This window comes from Cellulomonas soli (assembly GCF_013409305.1).
In the GTDB taxonomy this organism is placed as follows: Bacteria; Actinomycetota; Actinomycetes; order Actinomycetales; family Cellulomonadaceae; genus Cellulomonas; species Cellulomonas soli.
Map to the genome: position 1 here is coordinate 1,768,642 of NZ_JACBZJ010000001.1, position 18,589 is coordinate 1,787,230.

Genomic DNA, 18,589 nt, shown 5'->3' on the forward strand with positions numbered 1-18,589 from the left:
CCGAGTTCTCGGTGCCGGCTCGCTCGCGGTGGATCAGTGGCGCGGGCGCCGCTGGTGGGCGCCTCGCTACCGGGTCGTTGTTGTGGCCTCGGCCGGGTCGCTGGCGGGAGTGGTTCGCTGGTCAGGAGGCCGTGCGACGCTTCGGTCGGAGGCTCCGGGCACGAGGGGGAGCTCGGCGGCACGGTCCGGGCCCTGCAGCGCGGCATCAAGGCCGTCCTCGACCCGACGTGCATCCTCAACCCGGGCAAGAAGCTGTAGGCCCGGCGCCCGGCACGCCCCGACTTTGGTCGGACACGGCAGGGGACCTGCGCGGGAGCCGCCCGCGGGTCGGTGGACCCTAGCCTGGCGCCATGCCCACCGCCCCGGCGTCCGTCGCCTCGCTCGCCCCGCCTGCCTCCGGTGCGCGTCGGGGACGTGGCCGTGCGGTGTGGGGCACGACGTGGCGGTTGCTGCTGGCGTGCCTGCTGGGTGCCGGGGCGTTCGCGATCATGGTCGTCGACCCGCCCCGACCGACGCCCGGCCAGATCGTCGTGGACGTCGTGCTGGGCCTGGCGACGATCGTGCTGCTGCCCTGGCGTCGCCGGTGGCCGTTCCCCTTGGCGCTGCTGGCGGCGGTGACGGCGGGCTTCTCGTCGTTGGGGTTGGCGGCCGCGGGGATCATGGTGATCTCGCACGCGACCCACCGGCGGTGGAAGCAGATCGCGGTGGTCGGCGCGGTGTGGACGGCCTCGGGGCTGGTGTACGACCGCATCTCGGTGACGCTCGAGCCGATGCACTGGAGCCTGGTCGTCGGTGGCGACCTGTTGGCGTACGCGTTCTGCGTGGCGACGGGCGCGTACATCGGGGGGCGTCGGGACCTGCTGGCGTCGTTGCGGGCGCAGGTGGAGGCGGCGAACCGGGAGCGGTTGGGGCTGGAGGACCGGGCCCGGCTGACGGAGCGCAGCCGGATCGCGCGCGAGATGCACGACGTGCTGGCGCACCGGATCTCGCTGGTGGCGATGCACGCGGGGGCGTTGGCGTACCGGACGGACCTGACGCGCGAGGAGACGGCGGAGGCGGCGACTGTTGTGCGCGACAACGCGCACCGGGCCCTGACCGAGCTGCGGCAGGTGCTGGGGGTGCTGCGCGACCCGGTCGGCGGGCTCGAGCCGGACCGGCCGCAGCCGACGCTGTGCGACCTGCTCGAGCTGCTCGCGGAGTTCCGGGCGACGGGCACGCGGCTCGATGTCGAGGACACGGTCGGCGATGCGGCCGCCGACCTGCCCGGCCCCGTCGGGCGCAACGCCTACCGGATCGTGCAGGAGGCGCTGACCAACGTGCGCAAGCACGCGCCCGGCCGTCCTGCACGCCTGCGGCTGAGCGGCACGCCCGGCGACCGGCTCGTCATCGAGGTGAGCAACCCGCTGCCCGTCACCGACCCGGGCGACGGCCTGCCGGAGGCGGCACCCGCGGTGCCGGGGGCGGGCATGGGCCTGACCGGGCTCGTCGAGCGGGCTCGCCTCGCCGGGGGTGAGCTCACCTACGGGCACCGGCCGGGCCACGTGTTCGTCGTGAGAGCCTGGCTGCCGTGGCAGAGCTGACCCCGGAGCCGACCCCGACCGTGCGCGTCGTGCTCGCCGACGACGACACCCTCGTCCGCACCGGCCTGCGGCTCATCCTCGGCGGCGACCGCAGCATCGAGATCGTCGGCGAGGCGGCCGACGGCCTGGAGGCCACCGAGCTGGTCCTGCGGCTGCGGCCCGACGTCGTCCTCATGGACATCCGGATGCCCCGGCGTGACGGCCTCGCCGCGCTCGAGGCGATCCGCGCCGCCACGAGCGACGTCAAGGTCGTCGTCCTGACCACGTTCGACACCGACGACCTGGTGCTCACCGCGCTGCGCCGCGGCGCCGCCGGGTTCCTGCTCAAGGACACCGCACCCGCCGACCTCGTGGCCGCCGTGCACCTGGCCGCCGAGGGGCGCTCCACGCTCTCGCCGTCCGTCACCGACCAGCTCGTCGCCGCGGTCGCCCGTCAGCCCGACGACACCCGACGCCAGGACGCCCGCCGCCGCCTCGCAGGCCTGACCGCACGTGAGCACGACGTCGCCCTCGCCGTCGGGCGCGGCCTGAGCAACGCCGAGATCGCCGCCGAGCTGTTCATGGGCGTCGCCACGGTCAAGACCCACATCGGGCGGCTCTTCGACAAGCTCGGCACCGAGAACCGCGTGCAGATCGCCATCTGCGTGCACGACGCCGAGGTCGCGGGCTGATCGGGACCGGTTCTGCGGGCTTCCCGGTACCACCGACGAACGTGCAGGTCAGAGGCCGAACTGAGCAGAATGGAGACGCCAGACTGAGCAGAATGTCGACGCCGATCAGCTGGGGGTGAACCGCTCAAGGGTCCGGAGGCTCGCAGGAGAGCCGAGTTCCGAAGCGGTCCCAGAGCGCTGGTAGTGCCGGATGGCGCCGGCCAGCGCAGGGGCGTCGACCGACAACCATCGCGCGTCGATCACCGCGATCGACGGTCCGGCCGTCTGGACCGAGATCGGCCACGGTCGGGAGCGCCGACGATGAATGCCGCCCGCCGTGGCACTCGCACGAAGCAGGACGACCCCCTGGCGGACACTCGGATCCTCGCCGCCCGCCACCGTTGCCAGCCCTGACCACACGATCCGTGACTCCAGCCCGTGGTCTCGGACCACGACCGCCGAGGGGGTCAGCCAGACTCCTCCTGCGCAGATGCGCCCCGCGGCGGTGAGCGCGACCGGGACGAGCCAGAAGGCGCCGGCTCCGGCGAGCAGTACCCCGGCCCCGATGGCACCTCCGAGCAACAGGGTCAGACCGCCTCCGAGGAGAGGTAGGGCCAGAAGCAGCCAGAGCGTGAGCGTTCCGGCCAGCCGGAGGGCAGGGGCGGTGATCGCCGTCGCAGGCTCGCCGTCGAGCAAGGTCAGTCGTGGTGACGGTCCGCGCGGGCCCGTGCCTCGCTCGACCCTGTTCCGGGTCGAGCGCCCCCAGAGAATGACGGCCGAGAGCGCGAGGAGCCACGCGCCCACGGTGAGCAGCGCCGGGTGTGCCGTCCCGCCGGCGACGACGAGAAGTCCCAACGTGGCGATCACGCACGCGACGGGCACCTCGAGTCGACGGGCATCGCGCGCCTGGGAGTCCAGACGACGGTTCAGCTCGGCCCTGTCGGCCGCGTCCGGCCGCGACGGACCGTTGGGGTCGGCGCCTCGCGAGGGCGGCGTACCGATCATCCGAAGAGTCCCTTCCAGGCATCCGTCAGGCCGTCGCCGACCGCGTCAAGCGCGTCACCGGTTGCCTCAGCGCCTGCCGTCGCCAGATCGACGACTGCCGTGCCCGTGCTCACGAGGTCATTCCAGCCGCTCTCCGCTGCCATGCCGACATCCGGCCCATTCTCGAAGAGGCTGTCAACCATCCCTGACGTGATGATCCCGGCCACGGTGCCGACGGCCGCTCCGATGATTGCGCCGGCAACGTTGCCGAGGCCGGGAAAGAATGTCCCCAAGACCGCACCGGTGGCGGCGCCCGCCGCGATCGAGGCGCCGAGCCCAGCGACGTTCGATGTGACTGCCTGCTCCTCGCTCTCGCCAGCATCGATGTCGGTCTTGATGGAGACGCCTGTCACGAGCAATCCGACGACCGGACCAACGATCCGCCCTGCTCGGGCCAGGCGAGCGGCATCGTCCACGGCCGTGAGGGACTGGGTCCGTAGGCGGGCAGCTTCGTCGAGATCGTCGTAGAGCTGACTTGGGAAGGAACTCGCCCCGGGTAGGCGCGTGTTGGCCTCCAAGAGGTCTGCGCTGTCGCGGAGCCATCGCGCTTGCCCATAGAGAGACGCCACGCCTTGCTCGACGCGTGCCGAGATGAATGCGCCGGCTGCTAGGTCGATCACGGGCACCGACAGGAGCTCCACGCTCGCGCGAACCTGTTCGAGGTTAGCCGCAGCCGTTGCCAGACGCACCGAGACGGCGTCCATCGACGTGCAGGCGACGGCGAACGCATCGGCCAGCGTCAAGGCTCGTGCTCGGGCGCTGGCCTCAGATGCAAATAGGGCACGATCGGCCGCTGAAGCAACAGCACCTGGCAGTTGCGGCGTCGGCCCCGTGGAGGCGGGTGCCACTATTGCTGTGGGGGTAACGGCTAGGCCTGCGCTCTTCGCGCTGGAGCGCAGCGCGGACACCTCAACTAGGGCCCGTTCCACCTCGGCCGCGCAAGCCTCCAAACCCGCAGCGGCCGCGTGCGCGGAGGTGCCGATATCCTGGGTATAGGCGGCGATTTCGCCGACGTGCGCGCGGAATGCCTCAGCCGCAGCGCCCGTCCACTCCCCACGATCTGTGCGGCAGTAGTCGAGCGCAGTCTCAGCCATGCTCCCGGCGCCGCCAAGGTGGTCCCGTAGCCACGTTGCCACCGCTCGAAGCCCTGCAGGGTCAGCATCGATGCGCGTCGTCAGTGATGTCACTGCGGCTCCATGATGCGAACGCCGCGATCAGCCACCCGCTGATCGACAAGACGGTAGTCATCTCGCGTCTGCGTGACCCCGGCAATTGCGCCTTCAAGTCCCTGGCACAGGGTCGACGCGCTGCGGAGCAGATGCGCGACCATCGCTGCGGCGGCTGCACCACCGACACCTGCGGGTGCGTCTGTGGGTGCGGTACGCCTCGCGCCGCCAAGATCGTCCGAAGCATATCCAAGGCGGCTGATGATTGCCTCGAGTTCGGCGTAATTTACTTCGAAACTATCGCTCATCCGAACGTGCCCCGATGCTCTTCGGGGATGCGGACGTCCAGATAGATGACGTCGTACGGTGAGACATCATGAACCTTCTGCAATTGAGCGATGGAGAGCAGCGCCCAAGGCACCGAGCCAGCGCCCGCTCGGAGTCGATCGAGTGCCGTGTAAGCCAGGAGCGCGATCCGGCCGTCCTTGGTCGTGCGAAGTGACACCCGAAGGTCGTTGGTCGCCTAGTCGCCCGAACAGGGTACGTAGACGACCGGTGGCATGTCCTGCGGCATATTCGCCTCTCCTGCCCCCGATTCGATCTGTCAAGTGTAGTCGGCGGCCGGGGGCTACAGCCCTTGGCTCTCCACTGTGCGCGACGGCGGTGCTGCTCGCGCGTATCGACCGGCGTCGTCGCGTCCACTCGCGGATCCGTCGGGCAGCCGGACGCCCGCCCCCGTCGGCACAGGGGCGGGCGTCCAGGTCTGGCGGGTGTGCGCCCGGGTCAGCTGATCGCGAGCGTGTAGGTGCCGGTCGTGCCGGTGGCACCGGAGTAGTAGAGGACGCGGGCGTAGTAGGTCGCGCTCGCGGTTCCGCTGTTCGTGTAGGTGACGGTGTCGACCTGCCCGGCGCCGTACGTGCTGGTGGCGATGCGCGTGCCGGAGGAGTTGTACAGGTACAGGTCGTAGTCGGCGGTGGAGACCCCGGCGGTGAGCGTCACCGTGAGCGTCGCCCCCGCGGGGACGGGCACCGAGACGTAGTCGGTGTCCGAGCTGGAGCCGATCGTGCCGGTGAACGTCGAGGGTCGGGTGGCCGGGTCGGCCGTCGCCCGCGAGTTGTTCGCCTCGGACTCGACGATGGTGCCGGCCGGGGTCGTCGGGGTGGGCGTCGGTGTGGGTGTGGGCGTCGTGCCCCCGACCGCGGCGGCGACCGCGGTGGCGGCGTCGAGCATGCCGGCGCCGCAGCTGGTGCAGGTCGCGACGAACGGCTGGGCGCTCGACTTGAGCAGGGTCTCCACCTGGTCGGGCGTGAGCGAGGGGTTGGCGGAGATCATGAGCGCGGCGACGGCGGCGACGTGCGGCGTGGCCATCGAGGTGCCCTGGTAGTAGGCGTACGTGTCGGACCCGGGGGTGGTGGTGCCGGTGTTGAGGGTCGACAGGATGCCGTTGCTGCTGCCGCCCGAGGTGTCGCCGCCGGGTGCGGCGAGGTCGACGAGCGTGCCGTAGTTCGAGTAGTACGCGCGGGCCCCGGTCGGGCCGTAGGCGGCCACGGCGACGACGCCCGAGCAGTTCGCGGGGCTCGAGCCGGAGACGTTGGTGTTGGAGTTGCCGGCGGCGACCACGACGACCGCACCGTTGGCGCGGGCGGCGGTGATGGCGTTCTGGCTGGTCGTGTCGCACGTGCCGGAGCCGCCGAGCGAGAGGTTCAGGACGCGTGCCGGGTTGGCGTTCGCGGGCACGCCGCTGACGGTGCCGCCCGAGGCCCAGACCATGGCGTCGGCGATGTCCGAGGTGTAGCCGCCGCAGCGGCCGAGGACGCGCACGGGCACGACCTTCGCGGCGGGGGCGATGCCGGCGACGCCGAGCCCGTTGCCGGTGACGGCGGCGATCGTGCCGGCCACGTGCGTGCCGTGCCAGCTGGAGTTCGTGGCGGTCCAGCCGCTGGCGCACTGGTTGGTGGTGGTCCAGTCGCCGGGGTCGGACGCGTCGGTGTCGCGGCCGTTGCCGTCGTTGGAGACGGTCGTGTCGGAGATGAGGTCGTAGCCGCCGACGATGTTCGCCGCGACGTCCGCGTGCGGGCGGTAGCCGGTGTCGATCACGGCGACGTTGACGCCGGCGCCGCGCGTGGTGTCCCAGGCGGTGAGGACGTCGAGGCCGACCGCGGTGGTCTTCAGGTCCCACTGGTCGGCCCAGCGGGTGTCGTCGGGTGCGGCGGCGAGCGGCTGCAGGAGCCGGTCGGGCTCGGCGTACTCGACGGTGGGGTCGGCGGCGACCTGCGCGGCGATCGCCTGCACGTCGGTGACGGCCAGGTCCTTGCCGAGGGACCAGACCTGGGCGCCCTGCGTGGTGTCGCGCACGTGCTCGGCGCCGGCGCCGTAGGGCGCGGCGGCGTCCTCGATGCGGTTGCCGCGCACGGTCTGCACGGTCGCGCCGGGTGTGGACCCGGGCGTCTGGCCGCGGTACTTCACGATGAGCCGGTCGGTGGTGCCGGGGTCGGCCGGCGCGGCGGGTGCCACGGCTGCCGGCGCTGCGGCGGGGAGGGTTCCGGGTGCAGCCCCGGGTGCGGCGACCGCGGCGAGCGCGACGGTCGTCGTGGTGGAGGCGAGCACGAGCCCGACGGCGACGGCGGCCGCGGCTCGTGCGTGGGTGGGAAGTGTCATGTCTGTCCTGCCTCTCTGTCGGAAGCACGGGGGACGACCTGCGTCGTCGGGGACACCGTAAAGGTGCCCCTGACGCAGGTCAATGGATACATGACAAGCATCTCCGGACGAGTGACGGCGGTATCTGTGCTGGTCAGACGTCCAAGACAGGTCGGCCGACGGGCCGCCCGGCATGTCGCAAGCGTCCCGGCGACGACGGGTGAAAGTCGCCCGCCCGAGGGTGGCGACCGGCCGTCGGCCTCAGGATCGGGGTGTGGGTGTCGACATACCCGGTGTGCACCGAAGGCGGGCCGGATACCTCGTGTGCGCCGCCGTGCTGGTGGCGCTGTGGTCCGTCGCGCCCGACGGCCTCCCGAAGGACGTGCTCTTCGTCGTCGTCGGCCTGCTCGGCGTCGTCGGCACCGTGGTCGGGGTCCGCACACACCGCCCCCGCGCGCCCGCCGCCTGGTACCTGCTCGCGGCCGGGCTGCTGCTCTTCGTCGTCGGGGACTTCCTCTACTCGGTCTACCTCGACCTGCTGCACGTCGAGCCCTACCCGTCACCCGCCGACTGGGCGTACCTCGCCGCGTACCCGCTGCTGATCGCCGGCCTCCTCGTGCTCATCCGCGCCCGCCGGGTCGGACGGGACCTCGCCTCGCTCGTCGACGCCCTGATCGTCGCCGTCGCCGTCGGCCTGGTCGCCTGGGTGTTCGTCGCGGGCGCGTACGCCGAGGCGACCGGCACCGGCCAACGGCTGCTCGCCCTCGCCTACCCTGCGGCCGACGTCGTGATCGTGGCGACCCTCGTGCGGCTCGCCTCCGGCCCCGGCCTGCGCTCGGTGTCCTACCGCCTGCTCATGGGCTCGCTCGCCTCGCTCTTCGCCGCCGACGTCGTCTACACCGTGCTCGCCAGGACCACGTACGCCGACGGGTCCTGGCCGGACATGCTGTTCTTCTGCGCCTACCTGCTGCTCGGCGCCGCCGCGCTCGACCCGTCGATGCGCGACCTGTCCGAACCCGTGCTCACCGAACGGCGCTTCTCCCGGCGGCGGATGATCGGGCTCGCCGCCGCCGTGCTCGTCGCCCCGATGCTCGAGGCCGCCGAGCTCGTGACCGGGATCGACGTCGACGGATGGCAGGTCAAGGTCGCCAACCTCCTGCTCGTCAGCCTCACCCTCACCCGCCTCTACCTCGCCGTGCTCGAGGCCCGCGCCGAGGCCTCCCGCCGCGTGCAGGTGCAGGACGTCCTCGCCCACCAGGTCGCGCACGACGCCCTCACCGGCATCGCGAACCGGGCGACCGTGCTCGACGAGACCGCCGGAGCGCTCGACCGCGTCGGACCCACCGGCCAGGGCGTCGGCCTCCTGCTCGTCAGCCTCGACCACTTCCGCGCCGTCAACGACCGCTACGGCCACGGCACCGGCGACGCCGTGCTGCGCACCGTCGCCCGCCGCATCCGCCGGACCGCCCGGCCCGGGGACCTCGTCGGACGCGTCGGCGGGGACGAGCTCGCCGTGCTCGTCGAGGTGCCCGGCTCCGATGTGGAGCTCGTCGGCCTCGCCGTCCGGGTGCTCGAGGCCGTGCAGCTGCCCGTGCAGGTCGGCGACCGGGAGGTGCGGGTCACCGCGAGCGTCGGCGTCACCGTCTCCCGCGTCGGCGACACCGACCCCGACCGGCTGCTCCAGGAGGCCGAGGTCGCCGCCGCCCAGGCCCGTGGCGACGGGCGCGGCCGGGTCGTCGCGTACGACGACGTGCTCCGGGTCCGCATGCGCGAACGCGCCGAGCTCGAGAACGCCATCCGCAACGGCCTCGCGGCCGGGGAGTTCGTGCTGCACTACCAGGCGCTCGTCGACCTGAGCACGGGCGCGGTCACCGGCTACGAGGCGCTCGCCCGGTGGGAACGCCACGGTCACGGCATGGTCCCGCCGTCCGGGTTCATCCCCGTCGCCGAGCAGTCCACGCTCATCTGCGACCTCGGCCGCTGGTGCCTGCGTACCGCCGCCGTGCAGGCCGCGACCTGGTTGCGCGAACGCCCCGCCGGCGCCCCCGAGCTGCGTGTCGCCGTCAACATCTCCGGGCGGCACCTGAGCACCCCCGAGATCGTCCCGGACGTCGAGCACGCGCTCGCCGTGGCCGGCCTGCCGGCCCGCCTGCTCGTGCTCGAGATCACCGAGACCGTGCTCGTCGACCGCCCCTCGGCCCGCGCGCAGATGACCGCGCTGCGGGACCTGGGCGTCGACATCAGCATCGACGACTTCGGCACCGGCTACACCTCGATCGGGCAGCTGCAGCACCTGCCCGCCAGCAAGCTCAAGATCGACCGGAGCCTGATCGCCTCGACAGCACCGGGATCCCGCGAGCTCGTCGCCCTCGTGGTGCACGCCGCACACGCGTTCGGGATGACCGTGGTCGCCGAGGGCGTCGAGACCACCGAGCAGCTCGCGACCGTGCGTGAGCTCGGCTGCGACCGCGTGCAGGGGTTCCTGCTCGCCCGGCCCGCCCCTGCGGACCAGCTGGTCGTCGTCGCTCCGCGCTGAGCCGGTCTCAGTCGTCCGACGAGCTCTGGCCGGCCGTCCGCTCCTCGACCTGCTGCACGGGCACGCCGCCCTCGCAGCGGACCTCCACCTTCGTCTCGGCCCCCTCACGGGTGAGCTCGACCTCGACGTGCTCGGGCCCCGACGAGCCGACCTCGACGGCCCAGCCGTCCAGCGGCGTCGCATACAGCAGGGCGACCGTCGCGCCCTGGCACGACGCCGCGACCGTCCCGCCGGCGACCGCCCACGAGCGGACCGTCTGCGGCGTCTGCGCCGGGGGCTCCGGGGCGGCCGTGGTCGGGGTGTCCGGGGACGACGACGCGGTCGTGCCCGTCGTCGGATCGGGGACGGGCGTGCCGGTGCCGGCCGCCGACGGCGTGCTCGACGGGGACCCCGTCGACGCGGTCGCACCGGCCTGCGCCTGCGCGAGCTGGGCGGTCACCTCCGACGCGGACAGCACCCCCGTGCGGGCGGCGTCCGCCTCGACCGCCGCCACCGCACGCCACGCGACCAGCACGGCGACGGTGGCCGCCACGACCCACAGCGCGACCGCGACGACCGCGCGACGCCCGGCCAACCCCTGCCCGGCGCGCCCCCGCCCGGCTCGGGGTCCGTCGGCGTGCCCGGGGTCGCTCACGGCACCATCGTGACGCACCGCCGCCACCGGAGCGTTAAGGCAAGGACAAGGCGACGACAAGGTCCACCCGGACGCCCCCGCGCAGGGGCGGGTGCGCGGAGCGATGGCCTACCGTCACGGGTGTGGCCGACGTGCTCATCATCGAGGACGACGCGACGATCCGGACCGCTCTCGTGCGTGCCCTCGCCGCGCGCTCCCACTCCACCATGACCGCCCCCGACGCCATGACGGGGCTGCAGAGCCTGCTCGCGCACCGCCCGGACGTGGTGCTGCTGGACCTCGGGCTGCCCGACCTCGACGGCGCCGCGCTGCTCGCCATGATCCGCGCCGTCAGCGACGTCCCCGTCATCGTCGTCAGCGCCCGGGACGAGGGCGAGGGGATCGTCGCGCTGCTCGACGCCGGTGCCGACGACTACCTCGTCAAGCCCTACGCACCCGACCAGCTCGAGGCCCGGATCCGCGCCGTGCTGCGACGCGTCGAGACCGCGCGACCGTCCAGCGAGGTCACCGTCGGCGGGCTGGTCGTCGACGGGCGCACGAGGACCGCCCTGCTCGACGGTGAGCCGCTCGTGCTCAGCCCCAAGGAGTTCGACCTCCTGCTGTACCTCGCCGAACGCAGCGGGGAGGTCGTCGCCAAGCGCGAGCTGCTCGCCCAGGTGTGGAACCAGCCCTACGGCGGGGCCGACAAGACCGTCGACGTGCACCTGCACTGGCTGCGCCGCAAGCTCGGCGAGAGCGCCGAGCACCCCGTCTACCTGCACCGCGTGCGCGGTGTGGGCGTCAAGCTGCAACCGCCGGCATGAGGAGGCTCCTCGTCCGGTACGGGCTGGCGATGGCCTCCGTCGTGCTCGTCGCGTTCCTCGTGCCGCTCGGCCTCCTCGCGCGCTCGCTCGCCGAGGAACGCGCGCTCGCCGCCGCCCGGCAGGACGCGCAGACCGTCGCGGTGTTCGCCGGAGGCGCCACGCAGGACGACGCCCTGCTGCAGGCCGCCCTGCTCACCGCGAACGACGGGCACCTGTCCACCACCGTGTTCCTGCCCGGCGGCGCGGTCGTCGGCGCGCAGGTGGCCCGCACGGACTCGGTCGAGCTCGCCGCGCTGGGCCGTGCCTTCACCGCCCGCACGACCGACGGCGTCGAGGTGCTGCTGCCCGTCGGCGGCACGGGCGGGGTCGCGGTCGTGCGCACCTTCGTCCCGCAGGCCGAGCTGACCGACGGCGTCGCACGGTCATGGGCCGTCCTGGCCGTCGTCGGGGCCGTGCTGCTCGGCGGCACCGCACTCGTCGGCGACCGGATCGCCGTGCGGCTCTCCCGGTCCGTGCAGGACCTGGCCTCGGTCGCCGACCGGCTCGGGGCAGGCGACCTGACCGCACGCGTCGAACCCTCCGGGCCGCCCGAGGTCGCCTCCGTCGGCCGGGTCCTCAACGGGCTGGGTGAGCGCGTCGTCGGGCTGCTCGCCGACGAGCGCGAGCTGGTCGCCGACCTCTCGCACCGGGTGCGGACCCCGATCACCGCGCTGCGCCTCGATGTCGAGACGCTCGACGACCCCGACGAGCGCGAGCGGATGACCCGGCACGTCGACGACCTGGTCGAGGCGGTCGACACCGTGATCCGCACGGCCCGCGACGAACGCCCCGCCGTGCCCCCGCGCTGCGACGCCGCCGAGGTGGTGCGCGACCGCGCACGCTTCTGGGGTGTGCTCGCCGCGCACGCCGGCCGCGACCTGCAGGTCCACCTGCCGTCCGGACCGGCGCCCGTGGGCCTCACCGCGGCCGACCTGGGCGCCGCGCTCGACGTGCTGGTCGACAACGTGTTCCGGCACACGCCCGAGGGGACGCCCTTCGCGATCGCCGTCGCACGGTCCGGCGAGACGGTGACGGTGACCGTCGCCGACGAGGGCCCGGGGCTCGCCGACGACGAGCTCGCGGACCGCGGGGCCAGCGGCAGCGGCTCGACGGGTCTCGGCCTGGACGTCGCACGCCGCACGGCCGAACGCGCCGGGGGGACCTTCCAGGTCGGCACCGGGGCGGGCACAGGTATGGGCGCGGGTACGGGCGCGGGCGCAGGCGCCGGTCCCGGGACGCGGCTGACGTTCGTGCTGCCCGCGCGGCCTTAACGGAGGCTTAGCCGGGCGTTGGTGCCGCCCTCACCCCGGCCCGGCGACGGTGGGGTCATCGGCGCACACGCGTCGAGCACCTGACCGAGGAGCCGACCATGAACTGGAAGAGCCGTACCGTCCTGGCGTCCGCCGCCGCGCTCGTCGTCGTCGGCTCGGGGGTCGCCGCCTTCGCGGCCACGTCGACATCGACCCCGGCCGGGTCGACGCCCACGTCGACCTCGACCTCGACCACCGGCTCCGGCTCGGCGTCCGGCGCGAGCGACGCCGAGGCCGCGCGGCTGGCGGGCTCGCTGCAGGACCTGCTCGCCGAGGTCGACGGGCTGCAGGCCCAGGTCGACGCGACCGCGCCCACGGCCTCACCGACGGCGGGTCACGTCTCGGGCGAGGACCGCGGCACCGGAGGGTCGTCCTCGTCCTCGTCCTCGTCCTCGTCCTCCGCCGGCTCCGGGGCCGCGGCCGCGTCGTCGACCAGCGGGGCGAGCGCTGCATCGTCCGACGACCACGGGAACGACGGGGTCGAGCCGGGCGACGACCACGGGAACGACGCCCTCGAGCCGGGCGACGACCACGGTGGCGACGCGGCCGAGCCGGGTGACGACCACGGTGGCGAGAGCAGCAGCGATGACTGAGCACGCGGGCGGTCGGCGAGGACTGGTGGCGCTCGCCCTGGTGCCGCTGGCCGCCGGGGTGCTGGGCGGGACCGTCACCTGGGCGCAGGCCCACGACCCCGCCGCGGAGAGCACCGGCACGACGGCTGCGGCTCCGGCGGCTCCGGTCTCAGCACCGGTCACAGCGCCGGTCGCCGTGCCCGCCACGGGATCGGCCGCAGCCCCGGCGCCCGAGACCGTCCTTCCTGAGGCGGCTGCCTCCTCGGGGGAGGGCCCCGGGAACGGCTCCGGGCCGACCCTCGACGAGCTCGCCGCCCAGGTGGTCGCAGCTCAGACGCGGGTGGCCGAGCTCCGGGCGACGCTCGAGCAGCGTGCGGCCGACGCCGCTGCGCAGGCCGCGGCGGGCACGGGAGGTGCGGCCTCCGCAGGGTCGATCGGCGCTCCCGCCGCAGCCTCCGCGCCCGCAGCCGCCCCGGCTGCCCCCGCCCCCGCGCCCGCTCCGGCGGCCCCGGCGGCTGCACCGGTACCGGCACCACCGCCGCCGGTGGACACGACCACCCGGGCGTCGGGATGAACGCCGTCGCCGCCCCCGAGGCCGCACCCGTCTCCGAGGCCGCACCCGCCCCGACCGTGGACCGCACGTTCGCGTCGATGGCCAGCGCGATCCGGCTCTCGGTCGTGCGACCGGGTCCGACTGCCGACGCGCGGCTCGACCGTGCCGAGCAGGTGGTGCGGGCCGTCGCGACGCACTGCACCCGGTTCGAGGCGACGAGCGCGCTGTCCCGCGCGAACCTCGCCCCCGACGCGTGGCACGCGGTGCCGGCCGAGCTGGCTGCCGCGATCGACGCCGCGGCGCAGGCGCACCGGGCGACCGACGGCCTGTTCGACCCGCGGGTCCTGCGCACGTTGCAGGCGTGGGGCGACGACGGCGCACTGGAGTTCGCGGACCATGCGCCACGCCCGGTCGTCGGCTCCAGCCCGACCGGGGCGGTGCTGCGGCCCGCCGAGCCGGACACGTCCTGGGTGGGAACGCGGTGGGAGCCGCAGGTGGTCGTGGAGGCCGGGCTGCACCTGGTGCACCTGGGCGGGTGGGCGGTCGACCTCGGCGGGATCGGCAAGGGTCTGGCCGTGCGGTGGGCCGCGGATGCGCTCGCGGGTGCGGGTGCCGGGCACCTGGTCGACGCCGGGGGAGACCTCGCGCTCGCGGGGGCCGGGCCCGACGGCGGGGCGTGGAAGGTCGGCGTCGAGGACCCGCTCGGCGGGGAGGACCCCGTGCTCGTGCTGGCGCTGCCGCGCGCGGAGGACGCCGGGACGCAGGCGCCGTCCGGCCCGCCGCCCGCCATGGCGTGCGCGACGTCCTCGACCCGGCGCCGGCGCTGGACCGTCGACGGCACGCCCGTGCACCACCTCGTCGACCCCCGAACGGCCCGTCCGGGCGGCCGTGGGCTCGCGGCTGTCACGGTCGTCGCGAGCGACCCCGCGTGGGCCGAGGTGTGGAGCAAGGCCCTGTTCCTGTCCGGTGCGCAGGCCGTGCGGGAGCAGGCCGAGGACCGTGGGCTCGCCGCCGCGTGGGTCACCGCGGACGGCACGGTCGGCACCTCGTCCGCGCTGGACCCCGTCGTCGTCTGGAGGTGCGGCCGTGCGTGAGCGGGTCGTCAGGGTGGTGCTCGTGATCGCCGCCGTCGTGTCGGTGGCCGCGGTCGGGCGCCTGGTGATCGACACCGGCCGCGCCGAGCAGGGCACCTGGGTGCTCGGCCGGGCCGGCGGGGTCGCGTCGTACGTGCTGCTGCTCGCGCTCGTCGTCACCGGCCTGGTGCAGGTGCACCCGTGGGCGCGTGGTCTGCGTCGCCCGTCGCCGTCCGCGCGGCTGGCGATGCACGCGTCGCTCGCCACGTTCACGCTGGTGTTCACGGTGCTGCACGTCGTGGTGCTCGCGCTCGACCCGTGGGCGCACGTCGGGTGGGCGGGCGCGCTGCTGCCCATGGCGTCGGGGTACCGGCCGGTGGCGGTCACGCTCGGGCTGCTCGCGCTGTGGTCCGGGCTGGTCACGGGCCTGACCGCGCGGTTCGCCGGCCGGTTCGCGGCGAGGGTGTGGTGGCCGGTGCACAAGGTCGCCGCGGTCTCGTTCGTGCTGGTGTGGGCGCACAGCGTGCTGGCCGGCTCGGACGTCGCCGCACTGCAGGTGCTGTACGTGTCGACCGGGCTGGGGGTGCTCGCGCTCGCGGTGACCCGGTACGGCGCCCGTACGTCGGCGGACCGGGTCGCTGAGCTCGCGGCCGACCTGACCCGGAGCCCTCGGTGAACGCCGCGTCGACCGGGTCGCTCCGCGCGGCCCGCGCGGCCCTGCCTGCGACCCCCGCGCTGCCACGGGCCTCCGAGCCCCGGCTGCTGCTCTCCGGGTCGACGACGCTGACCCCGCTCGGCCCGGCCGATCCGGCGGGTGCCGGACCGGTGCTGACCGAGGACCTCGCCGCCCACCGCGACCGCCTGGGTTTCCGACCGGGCGGCAGCCCTGCTCTCCTGGACGTCGTCGGCGGCGCCGGGCTGACCGGGCACGGCGGCGGGCACGTCCCCGCCGTGCTCAAGTGGCGCCGCGCGCTGCGCGGCGACGGCCCCCTGACGGTCGTCGCCAACGGTGCGGAGAGCGAACCGGTCAGCGGCAAGGACGGCACCCTGCTGCGCCAGCGCCCGCACCTCGTGCTCGACGGGCTCGTGGTGCTGGCCGAGGCGCTCGGCGCCGACCGTGCCGTGCTGTGGTTGCACGGCGACGACGACGGCGCCCGCCGGGCGGCCCTCCTGGCCGTCGACGAACGCCGACGCCAGGGCGTCGACCGGCACGTGATCGAGGTGGTCAGCGGCCCGCACCACTACCTGGCCGGCGAGGGCAGCGCGATCACGCGGGCGCTCGCGGGCGGACCCGCGCTGCCGACCGCCCGTCGGCCCGTGACCGACCCGCACGCCCCGCGCACGCTCGTGCACAACGTCGAGACGCTCGCGCGGCTCGCGCTGCTGGCCCGAGGTGCGGCCGATCCGACGACCGTGCTGCTCACGGTCGTCTCCCCGACCGGCCGGCACGTGCTCGAGGTCGACCGCACCGACACGTTCACCGACGTCCTCGCCCGTGCCGGGTGGCCGGTCGCCGCGCCGCCGCAGGCCCTGCTGCTCGGCGGGTACGGCGGGCAGTGGGCCGCCTGGGCGCAGGTGCGTGACGTGGCGGTGCACGAGCCCGCGCTGCGGGCGGTCGGCCTCGGCCTGGGCGCGGGCGTGGTCGTTCCCCTGGCCGCCGACGCCTGCGGTCTCGCCCGGACCGCGGCGCTCGTGGAGTACCTGGCGTCGATGAGCGCCCGGCAGTGCGGCCCGTGCCTGTTCGGCCTGCCGTCGCTGGCCGGGGTGCTGGCCGGGCTGGCCGCCGGGCGTGCGCCGGCCGGTGCGCTCGAACGGCTGCACGCCCTGCGGGGTGCCGTCGAGGGGCGCGGTGCGTGCCACCACCCGGACGGGGTGACCCGGCTAGTGGCCTCGGCGGTGCAGGTGTTCGGCGCGGACCTCGTCGCGCACGCCGCCGGCGCGCCGTGCCTGGCGGGCGAGTCGGAGGTCGGGCGATGAGCGGCGCACGCCTGCGGGTCGACCCGGTCGCGTGCGACGGCATCGGCATGTGCGCCCGGCTCAGCACCGCCGTCGGCCTCGACGAGTGGGGCTACCCGATCGTCGGTGGGCTGCTCCCCGACCAGGTCGCGGCCGCCCGCCGGGCCGTGCGCGCGTGCCCGCGCCGGGCGCTGTGGATCGAGGAGGAGGACACCCCCGCAGGTCGCGCGTGACGGGGACCCGGAGGCCGCGCCGTCGGGTCGGGAGGTCCGGGCGCGCGGCCCCGTGCGGCGGCTACGGTTGCCCCGTGCTGCTCTCCGACCGTGACATCAGGACCGAGCTCGACTCGGGGCGCGTGGCCCTGACCCCGTACGACCCGGCGATGATCCAGCCGTCGAGCATCGACGTGCGCCTCGACCGGTACTTCCGCCTGTTCGACAACCACAAGTACCCGGTGATCGACCCGTCGAAGGACCAGCCGGAGCTGACCCGCCTGGTCGAGGTCGACGGTGACGAGCCGTTCGTGCTGCACCCCGGTGAGTTCGTCCTCGGGTCCACGTACGAGCAGGTCACGCTGCCCGACGACATCGCCGCGCGTCTCGAGGGCAAGTCCTCGCTGGGCCGCCTCGGCCTGCTCACGCACTCGACGGCCGGGTTCATCGACCCGGGCTTCACGGGCCACGTGACGTTGGAGCTGTCGAACGTCGCGACGCTGCCGATCCTGCTGTGGCCCGGCATGAAGATCGGCCAGATGTGCTTCTTCCGGCTCTCGTCCGCCGCCGAGCAGCCGTACGGCTCGGGCGCGAGCGGGTCCCGGTACCAGGGCCAGCGTGGGCCCACGGCCTCGCGCTCCTGGCAGAGCTTCCACCGGACCGAGGTCTGAGCCGGTGACCGAGCCTGTGCTGCCGCGCCTCGTCGCGGACGACCCGGGTCTGCGCTCGCGGCACCTGCTGGCCCTGCCCGAGGGCATCGCCGCCGAGGAGGTCGAGGTGCTCGCCGCGAGCCGGTTCACCTCGGTCCGCTGGGAGGACGTGCTGCCCGAGGCCGCGACCGCGTCGGCGCGCACCGAGCGTCGCCCGTTGACGGCCGCCCTCGGCATCCGTTCCGTGGCGGCCGTGGCGCCCGTGCGTGCGTTGCGCGTCGGGCGGCTGACCACCCTGGTGGGGCCGTACCGCGTCGAGCGTGAGGACACGGTGGCGCTGGGCCTGCCGACGTCGACGGCTGTCGTCTACGACGTGCACGCCCCGGTCGAGCGCGGCCCGCTGCCGTTCCCGGGCGGTGACCGCGACGGCCTCAAGCGTGCGTTCCCCGACGGCCTGCCGGTGCGTGAGGAGGAGCGCGTCCTGCAGTGGCTCGTCGCGGCCGCCCGTCGGCTGGGCGGCGCGGTCCGCACCGGGACGAACGGCGTCGTGCTGACCCCCGACACCGACGGCGCGATCGACCTCACGGTGCTGACCGCGCGGTGGCTCGAGCCCGAGCAGGTGCTCGCGGCCGTGCAGCGCGTCGCCCCGCGGGCCCGGCTCTCGGTGGCGGCCTCCGAGTGGCACGGCCCGATGCCCGGGTCGGGGCGTGCGGCCCTGCGCAACCCCGGGATGCCCGAACCGGGCGGGTCCGGCCTGGGCGCCGCGCTGGTCGAGCACGGGCTGCGCGACGAGGAGCTGCGCGGTCGGGTGCTCGCCGAGTCCGAGGCGTACGACGCGTACATGCGCGCGAACCCGCCGATGCCCGAGGGGTACGGCGTCCTGGTGGATCTCGGTGTCGACGGCATGGTCGCCGTCGAGGCCGGGGTCGAGCACGTCGTGCCGCCGATCATGCGCGAGCTGCCGTGGGCGCAGGCCGAGGTCGTCGCCTACCGGGTCCGGTGGGAGCCGCTGCTCATCGAGGAGCTCGAGGCGGAGCGACCCTCGCTCGAGCACCGGGTGGCCCGCGGTCGCGCGGTGCCGCAGGTGCAGGCCATCGCCCGGGTGGTGCACGCGCTGGCCGGCGGGGAGATCGCGGACGAGTCGGGCTTCCTCGTCGACCCCGAGGACCTGTAG

The 18,589-nt window shown here is 74.4% G+C and carries 19 protein-coding genes; 13 read left to right on the forward strand and 6 right to left on the reverse strand.

The genetic code is table 11. The features are described 5' to 3' along the window. Positions 1 to 350: 350 nt before the first annotated feature. Complete coding sequence (locus tag BKA22_RS08210) at positions 351 to 1,580, forward strand: sensor histidine kinase (RefSeq protein ID WP_146953362.1); 1,230 nt, start codon at positions 351 to 353, stop codon at positions 1,578 to 1,580. Next, a complete protein-coding gene (locus tag BKA22_RS08215) occupies positions 1,568 to 2,251 on the forward strand; it encodes a response regulator (protein ID WP_146953361.1) in 684 nt (227 codons plus the stop codon). The genes BKA22_RS08210 and BKA22_RS08215 overlap by 13 nt, the downstream gene beginning before the upstream one ends. Before the next feature lie 105 nt (positions 2,252 to 2,356). Here BKA22_RS08215 and BKA22_RS08220 read toward each other — a convergent pair whose 3' ends face one another. The 5 genes from BKA22_RS08220 to BKA22_RS08240 form a co-directional block, all read right to left on the reverse strand. Continuing rightward, on the reverse strand, positions 2,357 to 2,926 hold the full coding sequence (locus BKA22_RS08220) for a hypothetical protein (protein WP_146953360.1): 570 nt from the start codon (positions 2,924 to 2,926) through the stop codon (positions 2,357 to 2,359). 305 nt (positions 2,927 to 3,231) lie between these two features. Beyond that, complete coding sequence (locus BKA22_RS08225; protein WP_146953359.1) at positions 3,232 to 4,461, reverse strand: hypothetical protein; 1,230 nt, start codon at positions 4,459 to 4,461, stop codon at positions 3,232 to 3,234. After that, positions 4,458 to 4,748, reverse strand: coding sequence for a hypothetical protein (locus BKA22_RS08230; protein ID WP_146953358.1), 291 nt, complete (start codon positions 4,746 to 4,748; stop codon positions 4,458 to 4,460). The genes BKA22_RS08225 and BKA22_RS08230 overlap by 4 nt, the downstream gene beginning before the upstream one ends. After that, positions 4,745 to 4,945, reverse strand: coding sequence for an SAV_915 family protein (locus BKA22_RS08235; protein ID WP_146953357.1), 201 nt, complete (start codon positions 4,943 to 4,945; stop codon positions 4,745 to 4,747). Before BKA22_RS08235 ends, BKA22_RS08230 begins: the two co-directional genes overlap by 4 nt. A gap of 278 nt (positions 4,946 to 5,223) precedes the next feature. Then, a complete protein-coding gene (locus BKA22_RS08240) occupies positions 5,224 to 7,098 on the reverse strand; it encodes a S8 family peptidase (RefSeq protein WP_146953356.1) in 1,875 nt (624 codons plus the stop codon). A 253-nt stretch (positions 7,099 to 7,351) separates the two neighbouring features. Between BKA22_RS08240 and BKA22_RS20320 the strand changes: the two genes are divergently transcribed. Further along, positions 7,352 to 9,613, forward strand: coding sequence for a putative bifunctional diguanylate cyclase/phosphodiesterase (locus BKA22_RS20320; protein WP_146953355.1), 2,262 nt, complete (start codon positions 7,352 to 7,354; stop codon positions 9,611 to 9,613). 7 nt (positions 9,614 to 9,620) lie between these two features. Here the strand turns inward: BKA22_RS20320 and BKA22_RS08250 are convergent, their stop codons facing one another. Continuing rightward, the gene (locus BKA22_RS08250; protein ID WP_146953354.1) at positions 9,621 to 10,247 is read right to left on the reverse strand and encodes a hypothetical protein; all 627 of its coding nucleotides are present in this window, start codon (positions 10,245 to 10,247) and stop codon (positions 9,621 to 9,623) included. A 122-nt stretch (positions 10,248 to 10,369) separates the two neighbouring features. On the opposite strand from BKA22_RS08250, the gene BKA22_RS20325 reads away from it, so the two are divergent. The 10 genes from BKA22_RS20325 (at position 10,370) to BKA22_RS08300 (ending at position 18,589) form a co-directional block, all read left to right on the forward strand. Continuing rightward, positions 10,370 to 11,050 carry a response regulator transcription factor gene (locus tag BKA22_RS20325; protein WP_146953353.1) on the forward strand — a complete coding sequence of 227 codons (681 nt, stop codon included), beginning with the start codon at positions 10,370 to 10,372 and terminating at the stop codon, positions 11,048 to 11,050. Next, positions 11,047 to 12,360 (forward strand): HAMP domain-containing sensor histidine kinase, encoded by a 1,314-nt coding sequence (locus tag BKA22_RS08260; RefSeq protein WP_146953352.1) that lies wholly within the window; start codon positions 11,047 to 11,049, stop codon positions 12,358 to 12,360. Before BKA22_RS20325 ends, BKA22_RS08260 begins: the two co-directional genes overlap by 4 nt. Positions 12,361 to 12,458: 98 nt before the next feature. Beyond that, a complete protein-coding gene (locus BKA22_RS08265) occupies positions 12,459 to 12,992 on the forward strand; it encodes a hypothetical protein (RefSeq protein WP_146953351.1) in 534 nt (177 codons plus the stop codon). Beyond that, entirely contained in the window at positions 12,985 to 13,545 is a 561-nt protein-coding gene (locus tag BKA22_RS08270; RefSeq protein WP_179561698.1) for a hypothetical protein, read from the forward strand. Before BKA22_RS08265 ends, BKA22_RS08270 begins: the two co-directional genes overlap by 8 nt. Then, positions 13,542 to 14,618 carry an FAD:protein FMN transferase gene (locus tag BKA22_RS08275; protein ID WP_146953350.1) on the forward strand — a complete coding sequence of 359 codons (1,077 nt, stop codon included), beginning with the start codon at positions 13,542 to 13,544 and terminating at the stop codon, positions 14,616 to 14,618. The genes BKA22_RS08270 and BKA22_RS08275 overlap by 4 nt, the downstream gene beginning before the upstream one ends. After that, positions 14,611 to 15,273 (forward strand): hypothetical protein, encoded by a 663-nt coding sequence (locus tag BKA22_RS08280; RefSeq protein WP_146953349.1) that lies wholly within the window; start codon positions 14,611 to 14,613, stop codon positions 15,271 to 15,273. Before BKA22_RS08275 ends, BKA22_RS08280 begins: the two co-directional genes overlap by 8 nt. Next, entirely contained in the window at positions 15,270 to 16,574 is a 1,305-nt protein-coding gene (locus tag BKA22_RS08285) for an NADH-ubiquinone oxidoreductase-F iron-sulfur binding region domain-containing protein (protein WP_146953348.1), read from the forward strand. Before BKA22_RS08280 ends, BKA22_RS08285 begins: the two co-directional genes overlap by 4 nt. Then, the gene (locus BKA22_RS08290) at positions 16,571 to 16,786 is read left to right on the forward strand and encodes a ferredoxin (protein WP_146953347.1); all 216 of its coding nucleotides are present in this window, start codon (positions 16,571 to 16,573) and stop codon (positions 16,784 to 16,786) included. The genes BKA22_RS08285 and BKA22_RS08290 overlap by 4 nt, the downstream gene beginning before the upstream one ends. Positions 16,787 to 16,860: 74 nt before the next feature. Continuing rightward, positions 16,861 to 17,436 carry a dCTP deaminase gene (gene dcd / locus BKA22_RS08295; protein WP_146953346.1) on the forward strand — a complete coding sequence of 192 codons (576 nt, stop codon included), beginning with the start codon at positions 16,861 to 16,863 and terminating at the stop codon, positions 17,434 to 17,436. 4 nt (positions 17,437 to 17,440) lie between these two features. Then, positions 17,441 to 18,589, forward strand: a complete 1,149-nt coding sequence (locus BKA22_RS08300) for a hypothetical protein (protein ID WP_223203615.1) — start codon at positions 17,441 to 17,443, stop codon at positions 18,587 to 18,589.

Coding starts and splice junctions, on each gene's coding strand:
- BKA22_RS08210 (WP_146953362.1), top strand. CDS start 351: ATGCCCACCGCCCCGGCGTCCGTCGCCTCGCTCGCCCCGCCTGCCTCC.
- BKA22_RS08265 (WP_146953351.1), top strand. CDS start 12,459: ATGAACTGGAAGAGCCGTACCGTCCTGGCGTCCGCCGCCGCGCTCGTC.
- BKA22_RS08290 (WP_146953347.1), top strand. CDS start 16,571: ATGAGCGGCGCACGCCTGCGGGTCGACCCGGTCGCGTGCGACGGCATC.
- BKA22_RS08275 (WP_146953350.1), top strand. CDS start 13,542: ATGAACGCCGTCGCCGCCCCCGAGGCCGCACCCGTCTCCGAGGCCGCA.
- BKA22_RS08240 (WP_146953356.1), bottom strand. CDS start 7,098: ATGACACTTCCCACCCACGCACGAGCCGCGGCCGCCGTCGCCGTCGGG.
- BKA22_RS08230 (WP_146953358.1), bottom strand. CDS start 4,748: ATGAGCGATAGTTTCGAAGTAAATTACGCCGAACTCGAGGCAATCATC.
- BKA22_RS08270 (WP_179561698.1), top strand. CDS start 12,985: ATGACTGAGCACGCGGGCGGTCGGCGAGGACTGGTGGCGCTCGCCCTG.
- BKA22_RS08260 (WP_146953352.1), top strand. CDS start 11,047: ATGAGGAGGCTCCTCGTCCGGTACGGGCTGGCGATGGCCTCCGTCGTG.